This is a genomic window from Moritella dasanensis ArB 0140, from assembly GCF_000276805.1.
GTDB lineage: Bacteria > Pseudomonadota > Gammaproteobacteria > Enterobacterales > Moritellaceae > Moritella > Moritella dasanensis.
Genome location: NZ_AKXQ01000007.1, coordinates 182673 through 200469, shown reverse-complemented (window position 1 = coordinate 200469; position 17797 = coordinate 182673). Strand labels below are relative to the sequence as shown.

16 protein-coding genes are annotated in these 17797 nt (G+C 41.8%); 6 read left to right on the top strand and 10 right to left on the bottom strand.

All coding sequences use genetic code 11. From position 1 onward, the window contains the following. Positions 1-10: 10 nt before the first annotated feature. A complete protein-coding gene (gene phoB / locus A923_RS0108085; RefSeq protein WP_017221163.1) occupies positions 11-697 on the bottom strand; it encodes a phosphate regulon transcriptional regulator PhoB in 687 nt (228 codons plus the stop codon). A gap of 398 nt (positions 698-1095) precedes the next feature. Here phoB and rdgC point away from each other — a divergent pair, with 398 nt between their 5' ends. The 4 genes from rdgC (at position 1096) to A923_RS0108065 (ending at position 5509) form a co-directional block, all read left to right on the top strand. After that, on the top strand, positions 1096-2013 hold the full coding sequence (gene rdgC, locus A923_RS0108080; protein ID WP_017221162.1) for a recombination-associated protein RdgC: 918 nt from the start codon (positions 1096-1098) through the stop codon (positions 2011-2013). Positions 2014-2489: 476 nt separating this feature from the next. Then, positions 2490-3644: a Na/Pi symporter gene (locus A923_RS0108075; RefSeq protein WP_017221161.1), complete on the top strand. Its 1155-nt coding sequence runs from the start codon at positions 2490-2492 to the stop codon at positions 3642-3644. A 210-nt stretch (positions 3645-3854) separates the two neighbouring features. Next, complete coding sequence (trhP, locus tag A923_RS0108070) at positions 3855-5219, top strand: prephenate-dependent tRNA uridine(34) hydroxylase TrhP (RefSeq protein WP_017221160.1); 1365 nt, start codon at positions 3855-3857, stop codon at positions 5217-5219. A 26-nt stretch (positions 5220-5245) separates the two neighbouring features. Next, a complete protein-coding gene (locus tag A923_RS0108065) occupies positions 5246-5509 on the top strand; it encodes a YfhL family 4Fe-4S dicluster ferredoxin (protein ID WP_017221159.1) in 264 nt (87 codons plus the stop codon). 122 nt (positions 5510-5631) lie between these two features. On the opposite strand, the gene rimJ is transcribed toward A923_RS0108065, so the two are convergent. The 3 genes from rimJ to ubiT form a co-directional block, all read right to left on the bottom strand. Beyond that, positions 5632-6204 carry a ribosomal protein S5-alanine N-acetyltransferase gene (gene rimJ / locus A923_RS0108060; protein ID WP_017221158.1) on the bottom strand — a complete coding sequence of 191 codons (573 nt, stop codon included), beginning with the start codon at positions 6202-6204 and terminating at the stop codon, positions 5632-5634. Between the two features lie 27 nt (positions 6205-6231). After that, positions 6232-6810: an NADPH-dependent FMN reductase gene (locus A923_RS0108055; RefSeq protein WP_017221157.1), complete on the bottom strand. Its 579-nt coding sequence runs from the start codon at positions 6808-6810 to the stop codon at positions 6232-6234. A gap of 278 nt (positions 6811-7088) precedes the next feature. After that, positions 7089-7622 (bottom strand): ubiquinone anaerobic biosynthesis accessory factor UbiT, encoded by a 534-nt coding sequence (gene ubiT / locus A923_RS0108050; protein WP_017221156.1) that lies wholly within the window; start codon positions 7620-7622, stop codon positions 7089-7091. A gap of 173 nt (positions 7623-7795) precedes the next feature. On the opposite strand from ubiT, the gene ubiU reads away from it, so the two are divergent. Continuing rightward, the gene (gene ubiU, locus A923_RS0108045; protein ID WP_017221155.1) at positions 7796-8791 is read left to right on the top strand and encodes a ubiquinone anaerobic biosynthesis protein UbiU; all 996 of its coding nucleotides are present in this window, start codon (positions 7796-7798) and stop codon (positions 8789-8791) included. A 38-nt stretch (positions 8792-8829) separates the two neighbouring features. Then, positions 8830-9711, top strand: a complete 882-nt coding sequence (locus A923_RS0108040) for a U32 family peptidase (RefSeq protein ID WP_017221154.1) — start codon at positions 8830-8832, stop codon at positions 9709-9711. A gap of 109 nt (positions 9712-9820) precedes the next feature. Here A923_RS0108040 and nlpI read toward each other — a convergent pair whose 3' ends face one another. From nlpI to infB, 6 genes are all read right to left on the bottom strand, one after another. Next, positions 9821-10708: a lipoprotein NlpI gene (gene nlpI / locus A923_RS0108035; RefSeq protein ID WP_017221153.1), complete on the bottom strand. Its 888-nt coding sequence runs from the start codon at positions 10706-10708 to the stop codon at positions 9821-9823. 83 nt (positions 10709-10791) lie between these two features. Then, positions 10792-12909, bottom strand: coding sequence for a polyribonucleotide nucleotidyltransferase (gene pnp, locus A923_RS0108030; RefSeq protein WP_017221152.1), 2118 nt, complete (start codon positions 12907-12909; stop codon positions 10792-10794). Between the two features lie 211 nt (positions 12910-13120). Then, positions 13121-13390, bottom strand: coding sequence for a 30S ribosomal protein S15 (gene rpsO, locus A923_RS0108025; RefSeq protein WP_017221151.1), 270 nt, complete (start codon positions 13388-13390; stop codon positions 13121-13123). A 218-nt stretch (positions 13391-13608) separates the two neighbouring features. Next, complete coding sequence (gene truB / locus A923_RS0108020; protein ID WP_017221150.1) at positions 13609-14574, bottom strand: tRNA pseudouridine(55) synthase TruB; 966 nt, start codon at positions 14572-14574, stop codon at positions 13609-13611. 2 nt (positions 14575-14576) lie between these two features. Then, positions 14577-14999: a 30S ribosome-binding factor RbfA gene (gene rbfA, locus A923_RS0108015; RefSeq protein ID WP_017221149.1), complete on the bottom strand. Its 423-nt coding sequence runs from the start codon at positions 14997-14999 to the stop codon at positions 14577-14579. Between the two features lie 76 nt (positions 15000-15075). Then, entirely contained in the window at positions 15076-17775 is a 2700-nt protein-coding gene (gene infB, locus A923_RS0108010) for a translation initiation factor IF-2 (RefSeq protein ID WP_017221148.1), read from the bottom strand. Positions 17776-17797 lie beyond the last annotated feature (22 nt).

Genomic DNA, 17797 nt, shown 5'->3' with positions numbered 1-17797 from the left:
ACTCTACTGATTAACGTACCGAGAAGCGGTAACCTGCACCACGTACAGTTTGCACATATTTATCATGGTCACTCGGTGTTAATGCTTTGCGTAATCGACGAATATGCACATCAACCGTACGGTCTTCGACATATACATTCATACCCCAAACATTATCTAATAACTGTTCACGACTATATACACGTTCTGTATGGGTCATAAAAAAGTGCAATAGTTTAAATTCTGTTGGACCTATATCAATCACTGAATCACCCGCAGATACGCGATGCGCAACAGGATCAAGTTGCAGACCACTGATATCAATAACTGAATCTTGTGTCATTGGCGCAACACGGCGCATAACGGCATTTAAGCGGGCAATTAATTCTTTTGGTGAAAATGGTTTGGTGATGTAATCATCAGCCCCAACTTCCAAGCCTTTGATTTTATCTTCCTCTTCACCACGTGCAGTTAACATCACGACCGGAATAGCAGATGAATGAGGTTGAGACTTAAGGTGTTTAATATATTTAATGCCACTGCCACCCGGTAACATCCAATCAAGCAAGATCAAATCAGGGTAAGGTTCAACGAGTCGCTCTACCGCTTCGTTATAATCCCCAGCTTCAGAAACATCAAATCCTTTTTGTTCTAATGCAAAACACAGCATTTCACGGATCGCCAGTTCATCTTCAACTACTAAAATTCGCTTAGACACTTTAAATATCCTTTACTATTATTCCCTTATCAACTGCGTACAGTCAGTAAAAGATTTCTATTTAAATGAAAAAAGACCGATTTATCTTTCGACTTTAACTGAAAGCGATTATCAGCTCAATATGTTTCAGAATTATTACATTAATGAATTTTTTATGAAAAAATCGCTTATCACCTAACAAATGTCATTAATAGTGGCTAAATATAGCATTTAATTAAAGTGCTGATTTTAATAATCAAAATATGCGTTTCCATTATCTATTTAGGCTTTTTAATTATAGCCGTCATTATTTACCTCCGATCTTGATTGCTGCATGTTTAGCCAAGCTGCAAACTTGTATTTCCAACCTCCTTTAGTATACTGGTTATCCAAACAGTTGATACCAAGGTCCTGCCATAATGTGGTTTAAAAACTTACTAATTTATCGTTTCACTCGTCCATTTGAACTAGATATTGAACAACTTGAAACCAAGTTAGCTGATTTCCCTTTTACCCCTTGTGGTAGCCAAGATTTATCTAAATTCGGTTGGATAAAACCGCTGGGTAAATCAGGTCAAGCTTTAACACACGGCATTACAGATAACATTCTGATCTGTGCAAAGAAAGAAGACCGCGTATTACCTGCATCTGTTGTCAAAGACATGCTACAAGAAAAAGTAGATACCATTGAAGCAGAGCAAGGCCGTGGTCTGAAGAAAAAAGAAAAAGATGCGCTAAAAGAAGATATCGTCCATCAGTTACTGCCACGTGCATTCCCACGTAGCAGCCAAACGTTCGCTTGGATCTGCCCTTCACAAAACTTATTAGTGGTGGATGCATCAAGCGCTAAAAAAGCGGAAGACCTGATCGCGTTATTACGTAAGTGTGTTGGTAGCCTACCGGTTATTCCTGTTGCGTTAACAACACCTGCAGACGTCACCATGACTGAATGGTTAAACAACGGCACTGCAGCACCCGGTTTTGAATTAGGTGATGAAGCAGAATTACGCTCAGCACTTGAACATGGCGGTATTATCCGTTGTAAAGAGCAAGACTTAACCAGCGAAGAGATCCAACATCATCTTAAAGCCGATAAGTTAGTGACTAAACTAGCTTTAGATTGGACTGAGTCACTGTCTTTCTTATTGGGCGAAGACATGTCAGTTAAACGTCTTAAATTTAGCGACCTCATCAAAGAACAAAATGATGATGTTGCAACCGATGACTACGCGGCTAAATTTGATGCTGACTTTGCGTTGATGACTGGCGAGTTGATGCGTTTTATCCCTGACCTGATCACGGCATTAGGCGGCGAAGAAGCGACAACGACAAAATAAACTATCGTATTACCATGCAGTATAGCCATTGCGCTATGCTGCATTCTCCCCTTCCCCTTCCCCTGACTATCTACTATCTACTATCTACTATCTACTATCTACTATCTACTATCTACAGTATGTCGATCTTGCTTTAAGCAGTGCATCACCTTTGGCATTAGCACCTCATTTTATACCTTCTCGCCGTCTTATTACCGCACAATGAACATGACAACGCTGTCACAATTGCTATTTTAAATGCCTAAAAGCGCCGAAAACAACCAATTAAAGCGACAAGAGCTAACGATCAACAACAAACATTGAAAATAATTATTAATTAATAACCATATAAAAACAGCAGCTTAAATATGATTGCGAAATATTTATGACATTAAGAAATCACTGTCATATTACTGTCACACAACTTTGTTTTAATCCTTCTCGTCAACTAACTGAAGCAAATCTGTCAAGAGCGACGGATAAAACGGTACCTAGAGATGAAAAACAACAACGAAGCAATTGAATTGAACCCAAGCACAATGAGAAAAGTATTCAGCTGGGTAAGTGTAGCCGCATTGGTATACTTCGTATTGGTAGCAGTATCTACAGTCAGTGGAGGCTTCAAAATGTTCTCCGGTGGTAGCGCTGGTGCAGAACAAATTTTCGCTTTCGCAACTAACCCATTTGTCGCTTTATTATTAGGTATCCTAGTAACAGCGTTAGTACAATCTTCAAGTACAGTAACATCAGTAATCGTTGGCCTAGTAGCCGGTGGTTTACCACTCTCAATCGCAATCCCGATGGTGATGGGTGCGAACATGGGTACTACAATTACCAACACTTTCGTGAGCATGGGTCATATCCGTGACAAGAAAGAGTTTGAGCGTGCATTTAGTGCAGCAACAGTACATGACTTCTTTAACTTACTCGCCGTTGCTATCTTCCTACCATTGGAAATTGCATTCGGTATCCTTGAGAAAATGGCCACTTTCCTAGCAGACTTCTTTGTTTCGGATAGCAGCTTAAGTATTAAAGAATTCAACTTTATTAAACCGTTAACAAAACCTGCGGTAAACCAAATTAAAGAACTTGCTGGTTCATTACCTGTAGAAAGTAATACAGCTGGTCTAATCATGGTGTTCATCGGTATCTTCATGATTGGTTTCTCAGTTACCTTCCTAGGTAAAGTATTGAAATCGGTAATGGTTGGTCGTGCTAAAGCAGTATTACACGGTGCAATCGGTCGTGGTCCAGTAAGCGGTATCTTATCGGGTACAGCAGTTACTGTGATGGTACAATCATCATCAACGACAACAAGTCTAATGATTCCACTAGCGGGTAGCGGTGTATTTACTACACGTCAAATCTTCCCATTCACACTGGGTGCGAACATTGGTACAACGATTACCGCATTACTTGCAGCAACATCAATCAGTGGTGATACAGCGCAGCTAGCAATGACTATTGCACTGGTACACGTTATGTTCAACGTATTCGCAGTAGCACTTATCTACGGTATCCCGTTCTTACGTGAGATTCCAATCAAGTGTGCAGAATCATTAGCACGCCAAGGTACTGAAAACAAATTCATCGCCTTTGGTTATGTAATCGGTGCTTTCTTCGCACTACCTGGTTTGATGATTATTTTCTAAATCCAGATTACAAAAATGACGAAATAAAAAGCTCAGACTGGTTCTGAGCTTTTTTGTATCTGCACTAAATAATCCCCTAATCCAGCCAAGACTCTTCGATTAAAACCTGATCTAGATCAACACCAAAATACCAACCAACACGTAGAATCGCGAACCTTGGTGTCCGAAGGGCATTCCCTGACTTGAACTCAGACAATTATTGAGGTTGACATGTTTACTCCAGAATTACTTTCCCCTGCCGGTTCTTTAAAGAACATGCGCTATGCTTTTGCTTACGGTGCTGATGCTGTTTACGCTGGCCAACCACGCTATAGCCTACGTGTTCGTAACAATGAATTTAGCTTAGAAAACCTAGAAATTGGTATCAATGAAGCGCACGCGCTTGGTAAGCAATTCTATGTGGTTTGTAATATCCAACCTCATAACTCAAAATTAAAAACCTTCATCCGTGATTTAACGCCAATCATCGCGATGAAACCTGATGCGATCATCATGTCTGATCCAGGTCTTATCATGATGGTACGTGAAGCGTTTCCTGATATGGTTATTCACCTGTCAGTACAAGCAAACGCTGTAAACTGGGCAACCGTGAAATTCTGGTATACCCAAGGTATTAAGCGTGTGATCTTATCGCGTGAATTATCACTGGATGAAATTGAAGACATCCGTTTCCATTGCCCTGACATGGAAATCGAAGTATTTGTACACGGCGCATTATGCATGGCTTACTCTGGCCGTTGCCTATTGTCTGGTTACATCAATAAACGCGATCCAAACCAAGGTTCATGCACTAACTCATGCCGTTGGAAATACGATGCACATGAAGCGACTGAAAATGAAACTGGCGATATTGTTGCAACAAGCCCAGAAATCTATACGCCAGAAGCTGCAGAACCTACATTAGGCGTAGGCAAACCGACTGACCAAATATTCTTATTGCAAGAACAGGGTCGTCCAAACGAATACATGCCAGCATTTGAAGATGAGCATGGTACTTACATCATGAACTCAAAAGACCTACGTGCTATCCAACACGTTGAGCGTCTGACTAAAATGGGCGTACATTCATTAAAAATTGAAGGGCGTACTAAATCGTTCTACTACTGTGCACGTACAGCGCAAGTATACAAACAAGCGATTAACGATGCTGTGGCAGGCCGTGACTTTGATCCATCACTATTGGGCACACTAGAGCACCTTGCACACCGTGGTTATACCGAAGGTTTCTTAAGCCGTCATACTCACGATGCATACCAAAACTACGATTACGGTTATTCAATCAGTGAAACACAGCAATTTGTTGGTGAGATAAACGGTCGTAACGACAAAGGTCTTGCAGAAGTTATCGTGAAAAACAAATTCTTAGTAGGTGATTCATTAGAATTAATGACACCACAAGGCAACATGACCTTCAAGCTTGATGAATTAGAAAACCGTAAAGGTGAAGCAATGGACGTGGCTCCAGGTTCTGGTCACATCGTTTATTTACCAGTGCCAGCAGAAGTTAAACTCGACCATGCGCTACTTATGCGTAACTTTGCCAATAGTGAAGATACTCGTAACCCGCATAAATAATCCATTAGGAAAGAAGAAATAACCTTATGGCATTATTAATTAATGATAAGTGTATTAACTGTGACATGTGCGATCCGGAATGTCCGAATGGCGCGATCACTTTTGGTGCAAAAATTTATGAAATCGACCCGCTGTTATGCACTGAATGCATAGGTCATTATGAGAAACCGACCTGTAAGACTGTTTGCCCGATTAACTGCATTATTACCGATCCGGATTATGTAGAAAAAGAGGAAACATTGTGGGAAAAATTTGTCATGATCCAAGAAGCGACAAAAGCAGCACGCTAATCGTTGTTTGGCATCACATCGCAATTTGAATAGTAATTTAAATAGTAAAATGGCGAGCCTATAGCTCGCCATTTTTATATTAATCGTGCATATCATGCTTAACGATTAATATGACACCTTACTCAGCGTTGTTGCGCTAGCCAATCTTCTTTTAATAATGCCGTTAATACATGATCTTGCCAGCTTCCAGCAATCCTAAGGTATTTTCGAGCGTAGCCTTCACGTTCAAAACCGAGTCGCTGTAATAACGCGCCACTGCGTTCATTCACCGGAATATAGTTAGCCATCACCCGATTCAGCCCAACATTTTCAAACATAAACCCTAAGCAGCTTTGCAAAAACTCAATCATCAACCCCTGCCCTTCATAGGTCTTAGAAATTGAATACCCTAAATAGCAGGACTTAAACACACCTTGAATAATATTACTAAAATTAGCAACCGCAACAATTGCAGATTTATCCGGCGTCATGGCAATAAAACTCACCGCACTGGCCTCATCAAATTCGCTATGGATCTGGTTGATGCGAAGTCGCCACCAACGTAACGTATAATAAGCTTCACTGCGTATCGGCTCCCAAGGGGCTAAATGAGCCTGATTACTGACATAATACTCTCGCAGCATTTCAGCATCACTCGCCGTTGCGACTCGTATGATTAAATGCTTCGTTACAAATTGGGGAAATTTTGATGACATCCAACACCTCAGCGAACCTAGAGCAAACTAGGCGAGATGTAACCTTGTTGACGATAATAGACCACCATTATCAACCAACTGCTTCATCAAGCCTAAATTAGCCAGTATACGTTCTACTAATGGGGTTTCAAATGGATAATATGTTTCTTTGCAGTGATTCACAGAATCAATAGTCGCGACAATAAAATGTTCCAGGATCAAGCAAGTGCGATTTTTACTAAAATTAGCCATCGACAGATCTGTGGGTGAATAAGCGCCACGGCAATTACTACCAACGCGTAATACCACACTGGGTAATAAGGCTAAATTGTCATTTTCACAAAAGGCATAGAAATTATCTAGACTTTCTTCTTCCCATTCTGGACTGACAATAATAATCGCATCTGCGAGGCGCATTAATTCTGCGGTTGCACGCCATTCATCCTGCCAACCGGCAATTTCATTTTTTAACGCTTTATCCCAAATAGGTAAAGCCACTTTAACAAAATCCAATAAATTAACTTTGCTAAACAATTGGGACTGCTGGGCTAATTGTAATACAGACTGTGCAACCTTGATGGTTGTCGACCTATTTCGGGTACTACCACTAATAACAACTAGTCTCACCTTATGCTCCTTGCATGAAAGACACTCACGATTAAGTAAGGCTCATATCCATATGACATTTACATTAAGCTAGCGATGATATGAGGGCTCGTCTATAAGATCTATAGCAATCGCGCAATGCAATACTATAACCATACAAAGGCATGATGCTAAATAATAGGCAGGGAAGAATAAGTATGAAGCGCATACCCACTTCGCCCCATCAGGATGGGGCTAAATAACAAAGTAGGCTATATAGATTTTAGATTAGCAAGGAGCATAACGCGGTTCAATCGCGCTTAGGCTGTTGCTGTTGCCTTACCTTTTACGGTACTGCTTAATTCTGGCTCAGCTAAACCTTGCTGAATAAACTCAGCAACATAAGATAATAATGTCGTCACCGCTTTTGGTAGTTCATCCAGATCAAAACTATCCAGCATGTTTTTTACTTCCAGACCGAGTTCGGTATCGCCTTCAATTTTTAAACGACGTTGAAAAAATAATGTATCGGGATCTTCTTTACGCGCGGTAATTAACACTAATTCATTTAAGTTACCTTTAAAGCTGACATCAGTCGAGGCAGCTCTTGGGGCTATAACCAACTTATTGTCTGTACAACTAATAAACCAGTTAATCCCTAAATCGGTAATTTCAACCTGTAACCATTTTTGCTCAAGAAACTCAAACTCATCATCTGCGAGTGCTTCTGCGAATACGCTATTGAGCACCTGTGATAGTACTTTCTCTTGCAATGAAAAAGGCAATACTTTAGCTGGAATCGCTAATAATCCAGGTACAGTATGTACCAACTTACGGTGTAGAGCATGTAACATCAGGGTATGGTCCTTGAATAAAAAAACTATTTTAGCGCGCCAATGGCGACAATATCCTAAGCAAAGTCAATTTAAAGTAGATTAACTCAGATAATCCTGCCCTAAATCAAACCCAATAAAACCCGGATACCTTACAATTTTTACCAATATTCATCGTTCAAGATATTATCACAATGGAATTACTCTGCCCTGCTGGTAATTTACCGGCTCTAAAAACCGCTGTCGACAATGGCGCGGATGCGGTTTATATCGGTTTTAAAGACGATACTAACGCCCGCCATTTTGCCGGATTAAACTTTACCGATAAGAAACTCGATAAAGCCGTCGATTATATTCGCAGTCACGATCGTCACTTACACGTCGCGATCAATACGTTTGCCCATCCTGGTAAATTAGAGCGCTGGGAACGTGCTGTTGATCGTTGTGCTGATATGGGCGTCGATGCCGCGATTATTTCCGATGTGGCAGTACTTGATTACGCCACCAAAAAATACCCCGATTTAGAATTGCATTTATCGGTGCAAGCTTCAGCAACCAATGTCGAAGCCATTAACTTCTATACCAATAATTTTAATATCAGTCGGGTGGTATTACCGCGGGTACTGTCGATTCATCAAGTAAAGCAATTAGCGCGTAATACCGATGTTGAATTAGAAGTCTTTGCGTTTGGTAGCTTGTGTATCATGGCGGAAGGCCGTTGCTACTTATCCTCGTATTTAACCGGTGAATCACCGAATACCGTTGGCGCCTGTTCGCCAGCAAAATTTGTCCGCTGGGAAGAAACAGAGCAAGGTTTAGAGTCTCGATTAAACGGCGTGCTTATCGACCGTTACCAACCAGAAGAAAAGACCGGTTACCCAACACTCTGTAAAGGCCGCTTTAACGTAGACGGTAAAGTATTCCACGCACTGGAAGAGCCAACTAGCTTAAACACGCTGGCATTAATACCGGAACTAGCACAAGCCAATATTGCCGCGGTGAAAATTGAAGGTCGTCAACGTAGCCCAGCCTATACCGAACAAGTGACCAAAGTATGGCGCGCTGCCCTTGATCGTTACCGTCAAGATCCAGCGCAATATCAAGTTGAAGCTGCATGGAACAAGCAACTTGATCAGCTTTCTGAAGGCACCAGTACAACATTAGGCGCTTATCACCGAGATTGGCAGTAACCTGTAACTTATATTGGCAAATAGCCGCGAGAATAATTATGAAATACGCATTAGGCCCAATCTTATATTATTGGCCAAAACAACAAGTCGAAGATTTTTATGCAGCAGCGGTTAACTCAGATGCCGATATTATTTATCTTGGTGAAACCGTTTGCAGCAAGCGCCGTGAACTGAAACCGAAAGACTGGTTAGGGCTAGCTAAAGAAATTGCCGATTCCGGTAAGCAAGTGGTGATCTCAACCATGGCGTTATTAGAAGCGCCATCAGAAGTGAACATATTGCGAAAATACTGTGAAAACGGTGATTTTATTGTTGAAGCGAATGACTTCGGTGCGATTAATTTATTGGCCGAAGCCAAAACCCCGTTTGTCTGTGGCCATGCGTTAAATGTGTATAACGCGCAAGTATTACAGATACTCGTTAACAAAGGCATGCAGCGTTGGGTAATGCCTGTCGAATTATCACGAGATTGGTTAGTGCAGTTGCAAGAAGACAGCAGAATACTTAATATCCGCGATCAATTTGAAATCGAAGTGTTTGCTCATGGGCATTTACCGCTAGCCTACTCTGCTCGCTGTTTTACCGCACGTTCAGAAAACAAAGCCAAAGATGATTGCGAACTGTGTTGTATCAATCATGCCAATGGCAAACCAGTGTATAGCCAAGATGATAAAGAGTTATTTACCATTAATGGCATTCAAACTATGTCCGGTTATAAATATAATTTATTAAATGATGTGGCAAGTATGCAGGATTTAGTCGATGTGGTGCGCGTGAGTCCGTTAGGTGATTCAGCATTCACAACACTTGGGCAATTTAAACAAGCGGCGGAAGATAATGTTAAGTTCGACTTACAACTCGATCGCGAATGTAATGGCTATTGGCACCAAATCGCCGGATTCGATACAGTAAATACGTAACCCTACCCTAGCTAATCCGCCTGATTCCAAGCAGGAAACTGCGAACTTGCTCCTCCCCCTTATTTTGTAGTTAAGAGTAAGGGGGAGGTTGGGAGGGGGTCAGCTTTTGTTATTTAGCAGCTAAACGACTCAATTCTAAACGGGCGTAACCATGCTCGATAAACTCATAGACATTATTGCTTAACGCTAATTTAAAATAGCTTTCTGCCGCACTATCATCATTCATTAACGCTTTATATTTACCAAGATAAAAGTAAGTTTCCGTTAAACGATGCGCTAATATTTCGTTATAATTTGGGGCATTTTTATCTAAACCATCAAGTAACTTAGCCAATAATTCAGTTTCACTAATCGCTTGGGTATAGAGCGAAACAATATTCCATGACCAAACGTCATCAATATGTTGGTTATAACGCGCTTGAACTGATTTTAACGCCTCTTCAGCATTAACTTGGTATTCTGGGTAATATAACCATAACGTTCTAAACGGGTCGTTAGGCGCTTCATTGTAGGCACTAACAAGATCATCAATCGCTAAACCATAACGTTCGCCATAATACAGCGCGATACCCCGGTTGAGGAAGACATAATTATTTTCTGGGTCTAACTGCGCAATTGAATCATAAGCATCGAATGCTTCATCAAACTGCTCGGTTTGGGTCATATACAGACCAATAAAATTATAAGCCGGTACAAAATCAGGCTGCAATGTTAATGAGCGTTGGAAGTCAGCGTGTGCCAGTGAGCGTAAACCCATGCTGTCAGCCAGTAAACCACGTTCATAAAAATAGCGAGCTTGACGACTACGATCATCTTTGGCATCAAGAATTAGCTGACTATAACGCATCAACATAATTTCGGTTTGGTAATTAACTTGGAGAGGTTCTGCGAGAATTAATTCGGAAGGCGTGCGGTCATCAGTTGAAAAAGACCCCGACAATGAACTACAACCAGAAAGTAAGGCTGTAACAATCAATAAACTAAGACATCTTTTCATAATTAAACCACTTATTATTTTACAGATACAAAAAAGGAGCGTATCAACGCTCCTTAAAATAATCAATCTAAATTAACAACAAGTTATTCGCTAACTGGTTGCTCAATAGATGCTGCTGGAGCGTCCATTGCTTCTTTAATACTTAGACGGATACGACCTTGACGGTCTACTTCTAGAACTTTAACTTTAACTACTTGTTCTACAGACAGGTGATCTGCAACTTTGTTCACACGTTCTTGCGTAATTTGCGAGATATGAACTAAGCCATCTTTACCAGGTAAGATGTTAACAAATGCGCCGAAGTCAGCTAGACGTACAACTTTACCTTCGTAGATTTGACCAACTTCAACTTCAGCTGTTAGTTGGTGAATACGTTCGATTGCTGCTTGTGCCTGTTCGCCACTTGTCGCTGCAATTTTCACTGTACCATCATCTTCGATTTCGATCGTAGTACCAGTTTCTTCAGTAAGGGCACGGATTGTTGCGCCGCCTTTACCGATGATGTCTTTGATCTTATCCGTGCTGATTTTGATTGTATGAATACGCGGTGCGAATTCAGATACATCATCACGGTTAGTTGCGATAGCTTGATCCATCACACTTAAGATGTGTAGACGTGCAGCTTTTGCTTGTACAAGCGCTTTCTGCATGATGTCTTTAGTGATACCTTCAATTTTGATATCCATCTGTAGTGCAGTGATACCAGCAGTTGAACCAGCAACTTTAAAGTCCATGTCACCTAAGTGATCTTCATCACCAAGAATGTCTGAAAGAACTACGCTACGGTCGCCGTCAAGTACTAGACCCATTGCGATACCCGCAACAGAAGCCTTGATCGGCACACCAGCATCCATAAGTGCTAACGAAGTACCACATACAGAAGCCATTGAGCTTGAACCGTTAGATTCAGTAATTTCAGATACAACACGTACTGTGTACGGGAATTCATCTGCCGTAGGCATAACCGCTAAAACACCACGTTTCGCTAGACGACCGTGACCAATCTCACGACGTTTAGGCGAACCAACCATACCAGTTTCACCAACACAGTAAGGAGGGAAGTTATAATGCATTAGGAAACGGTCAATCGTTTCGCCAGTTAGGCTGTCGATACGTTGTGCATCACGTTCAGTACCTAATGTTGCAGTTACTAACGCTTGTGTTTCGCCACGTGTGAATAGTGAGCTACCGTGTGTACGAGGTAGAACGCCAGTCATTACGCTTAATGCACGGATCATTTCTGGATCACGACCATCAATACGTGGTTCGCCATCAAGAATACGATTACGTACGATGTTCTTTTCTAAAGCGCCAAGTAAGTCGCCCGCTTCACGTACATTTAAATCTGCGTTTTCTGCTAATAATTTAGCGATAACTGCAGCTTTAATTTCGCCCATTTTAGCGTAACGTTCAGCTTTTTCTTGGATTTGGTAAGCAGCAGCAACGTCTTCAGAAGCAAGTTCAGCAATTTTAGCTTTAACTTCTTCATTTACAGTTGGTGCAGACCATTCCCATTTAGGAGTATTAACTTCTGCTGCAAATTCTTTAATTGCTTCAACAACAACTTGCATTTGCTCGTGGCCATAAACAACCGCGCCAAGCATTTGCTCTTCGCTAAGAATTTCAGCTTCAGATTCAACCATCAATACTGCATTTTCAGTACCGGCAACAACAAGGTCTAGTTGGCTTTCTGCTAACTCAGATGTTGATGGGTTAAGAATGTATTCGTCATTCTGGAAACCGATACGTGCAGCACCAATTGGGCCATTGAACGGCATACCAGAGATACTTAATGCAGCTGAAACACCGATTAATGCAACCAAATCAGGTTGAATTTCAGGGTTAACAGATACAACAGTAGCTACTACTTGAACTTCATTTTTGAAGCCAGCAGGAAATAGTGGACGGATTGGACGGTCGATTAGGCGACATGTTAATGTCTCGCCTTCACTTGGACGGCCTTCACGTTTAAAGAAGCCACCAGGGATCTTACCTGCAGCGTAAGTACGTTCTTGGTAATTCACTGTTAGCGGGAAGAAATCACGACCAGCTTCAGCGTGTTTTTTACCAACAACACTTACTAAAACAGAAGTATCACCGATGCTTGCCATTACAGCTGCTGTTGCTTGACGTGCAATAACACCTGTTTCTAATGTAACTGTATGTTGACCATACTTAAACGATTTTACGATAGGATTCACTCTTTGTCCTTAATCTTTAATGTCTCTTTAATTTCGTCGCTAAGTATACGGCATAAAAAAATTAAAGGGCAATGTAAGTATTGGAAATAGTGAAATAAGTTCGAAAATAACGTGTAATAGGGGCGTTTGAAGGGAAATTAAAAAGCAAAAAGGAGCCAAATTGGCTCCTTTCTTATAATTTGTTGTCCGTAGACGTCAAATTAATCGTCGATTAACGACGTAGACCTAGACGTGCAATAAGATCTGCATAACGTACGTTTTCAGTACGTTTTAGGTAGTCAAGAAGTTTACGACGGCTAGCAACCATACGTAATAGACCACGACGACTATGGTGATCGTGGATGTGCTTCTTGAAGTGACCTTGAAGGTGGTTAATTTGTGCAGTTAGTAGTGCAACTTGAACTTCAGTTGAACCTGTGTCGCCTTCTTGACGTGCGAAATCTGCAACGATTACTGATTTAGCTTCAGCGCTTAATGACATAGTGGAGTCTCCAATATAGATAAGTTGCTTATAGCCGACCACTCGTTCAGCTATAAGAAGAACCGCGGAGTATACAGATCTAGGGTAGCTCCTGCAATCATTTTTAACGTTCAATAGCGAAACAAATTACAGGCCAAAAAAGGCGTATAAAAAAGGCACTATTACCTGGGTAACAATGCCTTTTACTAATCCACTAGTGCAATAATCTAAACATCGAATTATTGCGGCTCACGAGCCTGTGTTTCATAGTTAACTACACGTTTTGGTGCAACACGACCTTGGTCGTCCATCGCACCAACGCCAATAAAGACGCGGTCTTCACCAACCGTCATGCGCACGAGGCCAGATGCTGGCGTATTCGGTATTACGACGGGCTGGCCGTGTAATATAAAATCACCACTCTCTGCACTCATGTTCGCTTCAGGTAAATGACTTACTGCAGAATCAAGTGGCATCAATAATGGATCAAGCAACTCTTTCGGCTCAACACCGTCAACATTTGCTTGCTCAACAATCTCTTCCAGTTGCTCGAACGTGATCATACGTTCTGCAGGGTAAGCACTAACACCAATACGACGTAGCATGCTTACGTGTGCGCCGCAGCCCAATAGCTCGCCAAGATCATCAACGATAGTACGGATATAAGTACCCTTACTCACGTGAATCTCTAGGTTAACTTCATCGTTATCAAAACTTAATAATTTAAGTTCAAATACTGAAATTGGACGTGCTGGACGATCAATAAAGATACCTTGACGCGCATACCAGTACAAAGGCTTGCCTTCATGCTTTAATGCCGAGAACATTGATGGTACTTGTTCAGTATCACCACGGAAAGTATCAAGTGCAATCAATAACTCAGCATCGCTTACGCTTACTGGTCGTGTTTGCACTATCTCGCCATGCGAATCTGATGTATCCGTACGTTCACCCAGCTTTGCAGTTACGATGTAACGCTTGTCTGACTCAAGTAAAAACTGAGAAAACTTCGTTGCTTCACCAAAGCACAATGGCAACATACCAGTCGCTAATGGATCTAAAGCACCGGTATGACCCGCTTTCGCAGCAAAGAAAATTTTCTTAACACGCTGTAAGGCATCGTTTGAACTAATTCCAGTTGGTTTATCCAACAAGAATACACCATGCACATCACGGCCTTTCCAGCGACGACGACGTGGAGACATGACTAAGACTCTCCTTCAGAAGAGTCTTCATCTGCTGTCGTACCATAATCGTCTTGCAGTTTTTTATCTTTAGCACGAACTTCAGTTACTAAGCTTGAAAGACGCATACCTTCAACAAGTGTGTTGTCATAGATAAAACGTAGTTCAGGCACGATACGTAACTTCATTGCACTACCAACTAACGAGCGGATATAACCACTTGCAGTGTCTAGTGCCGCGATACCGTCTTTGATACGTTCTTCATCGTTATCGATGTTGAAAAACGTAACATATACTTTTGCGTAAGAAAGGTCACGAGACAGATCAATACTTGATACTGTTACCATGCCAACACGTGGATCTTTTACTTCACGTTGTAAAATACGTGCGATTTCTTGTTGTAGTTGCTGTGCAACACGACGAGAACGACTGAATTCTTTTGCCATTTTTAAATTCCTCTAAAGGAAAATGGGGACCGAAGGCCCCCATAAAGTTATTTTAATCGAACCGAGCTATTAACCGTTACAGAGTACGTTTAATTTCAACAGTTTCGAATACTTCGATTTGGTCACCAACGCGTACGTCGTTATAGTTCTTAACGCCGATACCACATTCAATACCCATACGAACGTCTTGTACGTCATCTTTAAAGCGACGTAGAGATTCAAGTTCGCCTTCGTAAATAACGATATTTTCACGTAGTACACGGATTGGAGCGCTACGTTTGATGATACCTTCAGTAACCATACAACCAGCAATAGAACCGATTTTAGGTGATTTGAATACATCACGAACTTCAGCAAGACCAATGATTTCTTGACGGAACTCAGGAGCAAGTAGACCGCTCATCGCTTGTCTAACTTCATCAATCAAGTCATAGATAACGCTGTAGTAACGTAAATCAACACTTTCGTTGTTAACAACTTCACGTGCTTTTGCGTCAGCACGTACGTTGAAACCAAGTACGATAGCGTTTGATGCAGCAGCAAGTGTTACGTCAGTTTCAGTAATACCACCAACGCCACGCGTGATGATAGCAACTTTAACTTCGTCAGTTGAAAGTTTAACAAGTGACTCGCAAAGTGCTTCAAGTGAACCTTGAACATCGGCTTTAAGTACGATGTTAAGCTCAGAAACTTCGCCCGCTTCCATGTTCGCAAACATGTTATCAAGTTTAGATTTCTGTTGACGAGCAAGTTTCACATCACGGAATTTACCTTGACGGTAAAGCGCAACTTCACGTGCTTTCTTCTCATCACGAACTACTGTCGCTTCGTCACCTGCACGAGGTACACCAGAAAGACCTAAGATCTCTACAGGAATAGAAGGACCAGCAGATTCGATTGGCTTACCATTCTCATCGCGCATTGCACGAACACGGCCATATTCTAGACCACAAAGAACGATATCGCCTTGCTTAAGTTCACCTTGTTGTACAAGTACAGTTGCAACTGGACCACGGCCTTTATCAAGACGTGATTCAATAACAACACCCGCAGCAGGACCAGTAGCAACCGCTTCTAGTTCTAATACGTCAGCTTGTAATAAGATAGCTTCAAGTAGTTCATCAACACCAGTACCGGCTTTAGCAGAAACATAAACAAACATGTTTTCGCCGCCCCAGTCTTCTGGCATAACGTTGTGTTGAGCTAGTTCGCTCTTAACGCGGTCTGTATCAGCACCTTCTTTATCCATCTTGTTCACTGCGATAATAAGAGGCACATCAGCCGCTTTCGCATGATGGATAGCTTCGATTGTTTGTGGCATAACACCATCATCAGCTGCAACAACAAGTACAACAATATCTGTCGCTTGAGCACCACGAGCACGCATAGACGTAAACGCCGCGTGTCCAGGAGTATCAAGGAAAGACACCATGCCGTTTTCTGTTTCAACGTGATAAGCACCAATGTGCTGTGTAATACCACCGGCTTCACCATCAGCAACTTTAGCGCGACGGATATAATCTAGTAGTGATGTTTTACCGTGATCAACGTGACCCATGATAGTAACAACAGGAGCACGCGTTACTTTAACTTGCTCGCCTTCACCTTGTGCGTCAGCTAAAATAGCTTCTTCTAAAGCATTTTCTTTAACCAAAATAACTTTATGACCCATGTCTTCTGCAACAAGTTGTGCAGTTTCTTGGTCAAGTACTTGGTTAATAGTAACCATAGAACCCTGCTTCATCATATATTTGATGATTTCAGTCGCTTTGATTGCCATTTTTTGTGCTAATTCGCTAACACTGATCGTCTCACCGATACGAACATCACGTTCAACTTTAGCAACAGGCTTGTTGAAACCTTGTTGCATACCTTCAGGTGCGTTAACTGATTTACCTTGATGACGGCTATAACGGTTATCAGGTTTACGGCCTTTCGCTTTACGTGCTTTGCCTTTACCTTTTGGTGCAGGTTTTGCCGCTTCAACTACTGGCGCTACAGCTTTCTTCTTACGATCACCTTTTTGCGCCTGTGCATCAGCATCATCTTCTGCAGCTTGTGCATGCGTAGATGTTGTTACGTGGTAATCTGCCGATTTATCTGTTTTTGCACGTTCAGCTTCTTCTGCAGCCCAACGGCCAGAGTTTTCTTCTGCTAATTTACGTGCTTCTTCAGCTTTTTGTTGAGCTTCCAGCTCAGCTTTACGAGTGGCTTCCTGCTCTTGCTTCTGCTTCAACGCTTCCGCTTCGCGCTTCGCCATATCATCTGCCTCTTTTGATTTTGTAGTTTTTTGTTGCGTTTCACGTTTTGCTTTTTCGGTAGCATCACGTTTTACTTTTGCTTCTGCGTCAGCTTTTAATTTTGCTTCTGCGTCTACTTGTGCTTTTAATTCAGCTGCTTTAGCTGCTACTTCGGCTGCTTGTTCAGCGGCTTCAGTTGTAGCTTTTTCTTCTGCTAATGTCGCTTCATCTTCAGCGGCAGTACGTTTTACGTAAGTACGTTTTTTACGTACTTCTACTGCTACTGATTTCTGCTTGCCGCCACCGCTTGCTACGCTAAGCGTGCTTTTGGTTTTGCGTTGCAATGTTAAGCGACTAGGCTCAGCCGTATCACTACCATGTTGTTCACTTAAGTGTACAAGTAGTGTCTGCTTTTCACCTTCATTTACCGTACTATCGTTCGCTTTTGCTATACCAGCATCAGAGAATTGTTGTACTAGGCGATCAACAGTCGTACCGATATCCTCGGCCAATTTTGTAATTGATACATCTGCCATGTAATTCGATCCCTCTCTTCGC

Coding starts and splice junctions, on each gene's coding strand:
- rdgC (WP_017221162.1), top strand. CDS start 1,096: ATGTGGTTTAAAAACTTACTAATTTATCGTTTCACTCGTCCATTTGAA.
- A923_RS0108075 (WP_017221161.1), top strand. CDS start 2,490: ATGAAAAACAACAACGAAGCAATTGAATTGAACCCAAGCACAATGAGA.
- trhP (WP_017221160.1), top strand. CDS start 3,855: ATGTTTACTCCAGAATTACTTTCCCCTGCCGGTTCTTTAAAGAACATG.
- A923_RS0108065 (WP_017221159.1), top strand. CDS start 5,246: ATGGCATTATTAATTAATGATAAGTGTATTAACTGTGACATGTGCGAT.
- rimJ (WP_017221158.1), bottom strand. CDS start 6,204: ATGTCATCAAAATTTCCCCAATTTGTAACGAAGCATTTAATCATACGA.
- ubiT (WP_017221156.1), bottom strand. CDS start 7,622: ATGTTACATGCTCTACACCGTAAGTTGGTACATACTGTACCTGGATTA.
- ubiU (WP_017221155.1), top strand. CDS start 7,796: ATGGAATTACTCTGCCCTGCTGGTAATTTACCGGCTCTAAAAACCGCT.
- A923_RS0108040 (WP_017221154.1), top strand. CDS start 8,830: ATGAAATACGCATTAGGCCCAATCTTATATTATTGGCCAAAACAACAA.
- nlpI (WP_017221153.1), bottom strand. CDS start 10,708: ATGAAAAGATGTCTTAGTTTATTGATTGTTACAGCCTTACTTTCTGGT.
- rpsO (WP_017221151.1), bottom strand. CDS start 13,390: ATGTCATTAAGCGCTGAAGCTAAATCAGTAATCGTTGCAGATTTCGCA.
- truB (WP_017221150.1), bottom strand. CDS start 14,574: ATGTCTCCACGTCGTCGTCGCTGGAAAGGCCGTGATGTGCATGGTGTA.
- rbfA (WP_017221149.1), bottom strand. CDS start 14,999: ATGGCAAAAGAATTCAGTCGTTCTCGTCGTGTTGCACAGCAACTACAA.
- infB (WP_017221148.1), bottom strand. CDS start 17,775: ATGGCAGATGTATCAATTACAAAATTGGCCGAGGATATCGGTACGACT.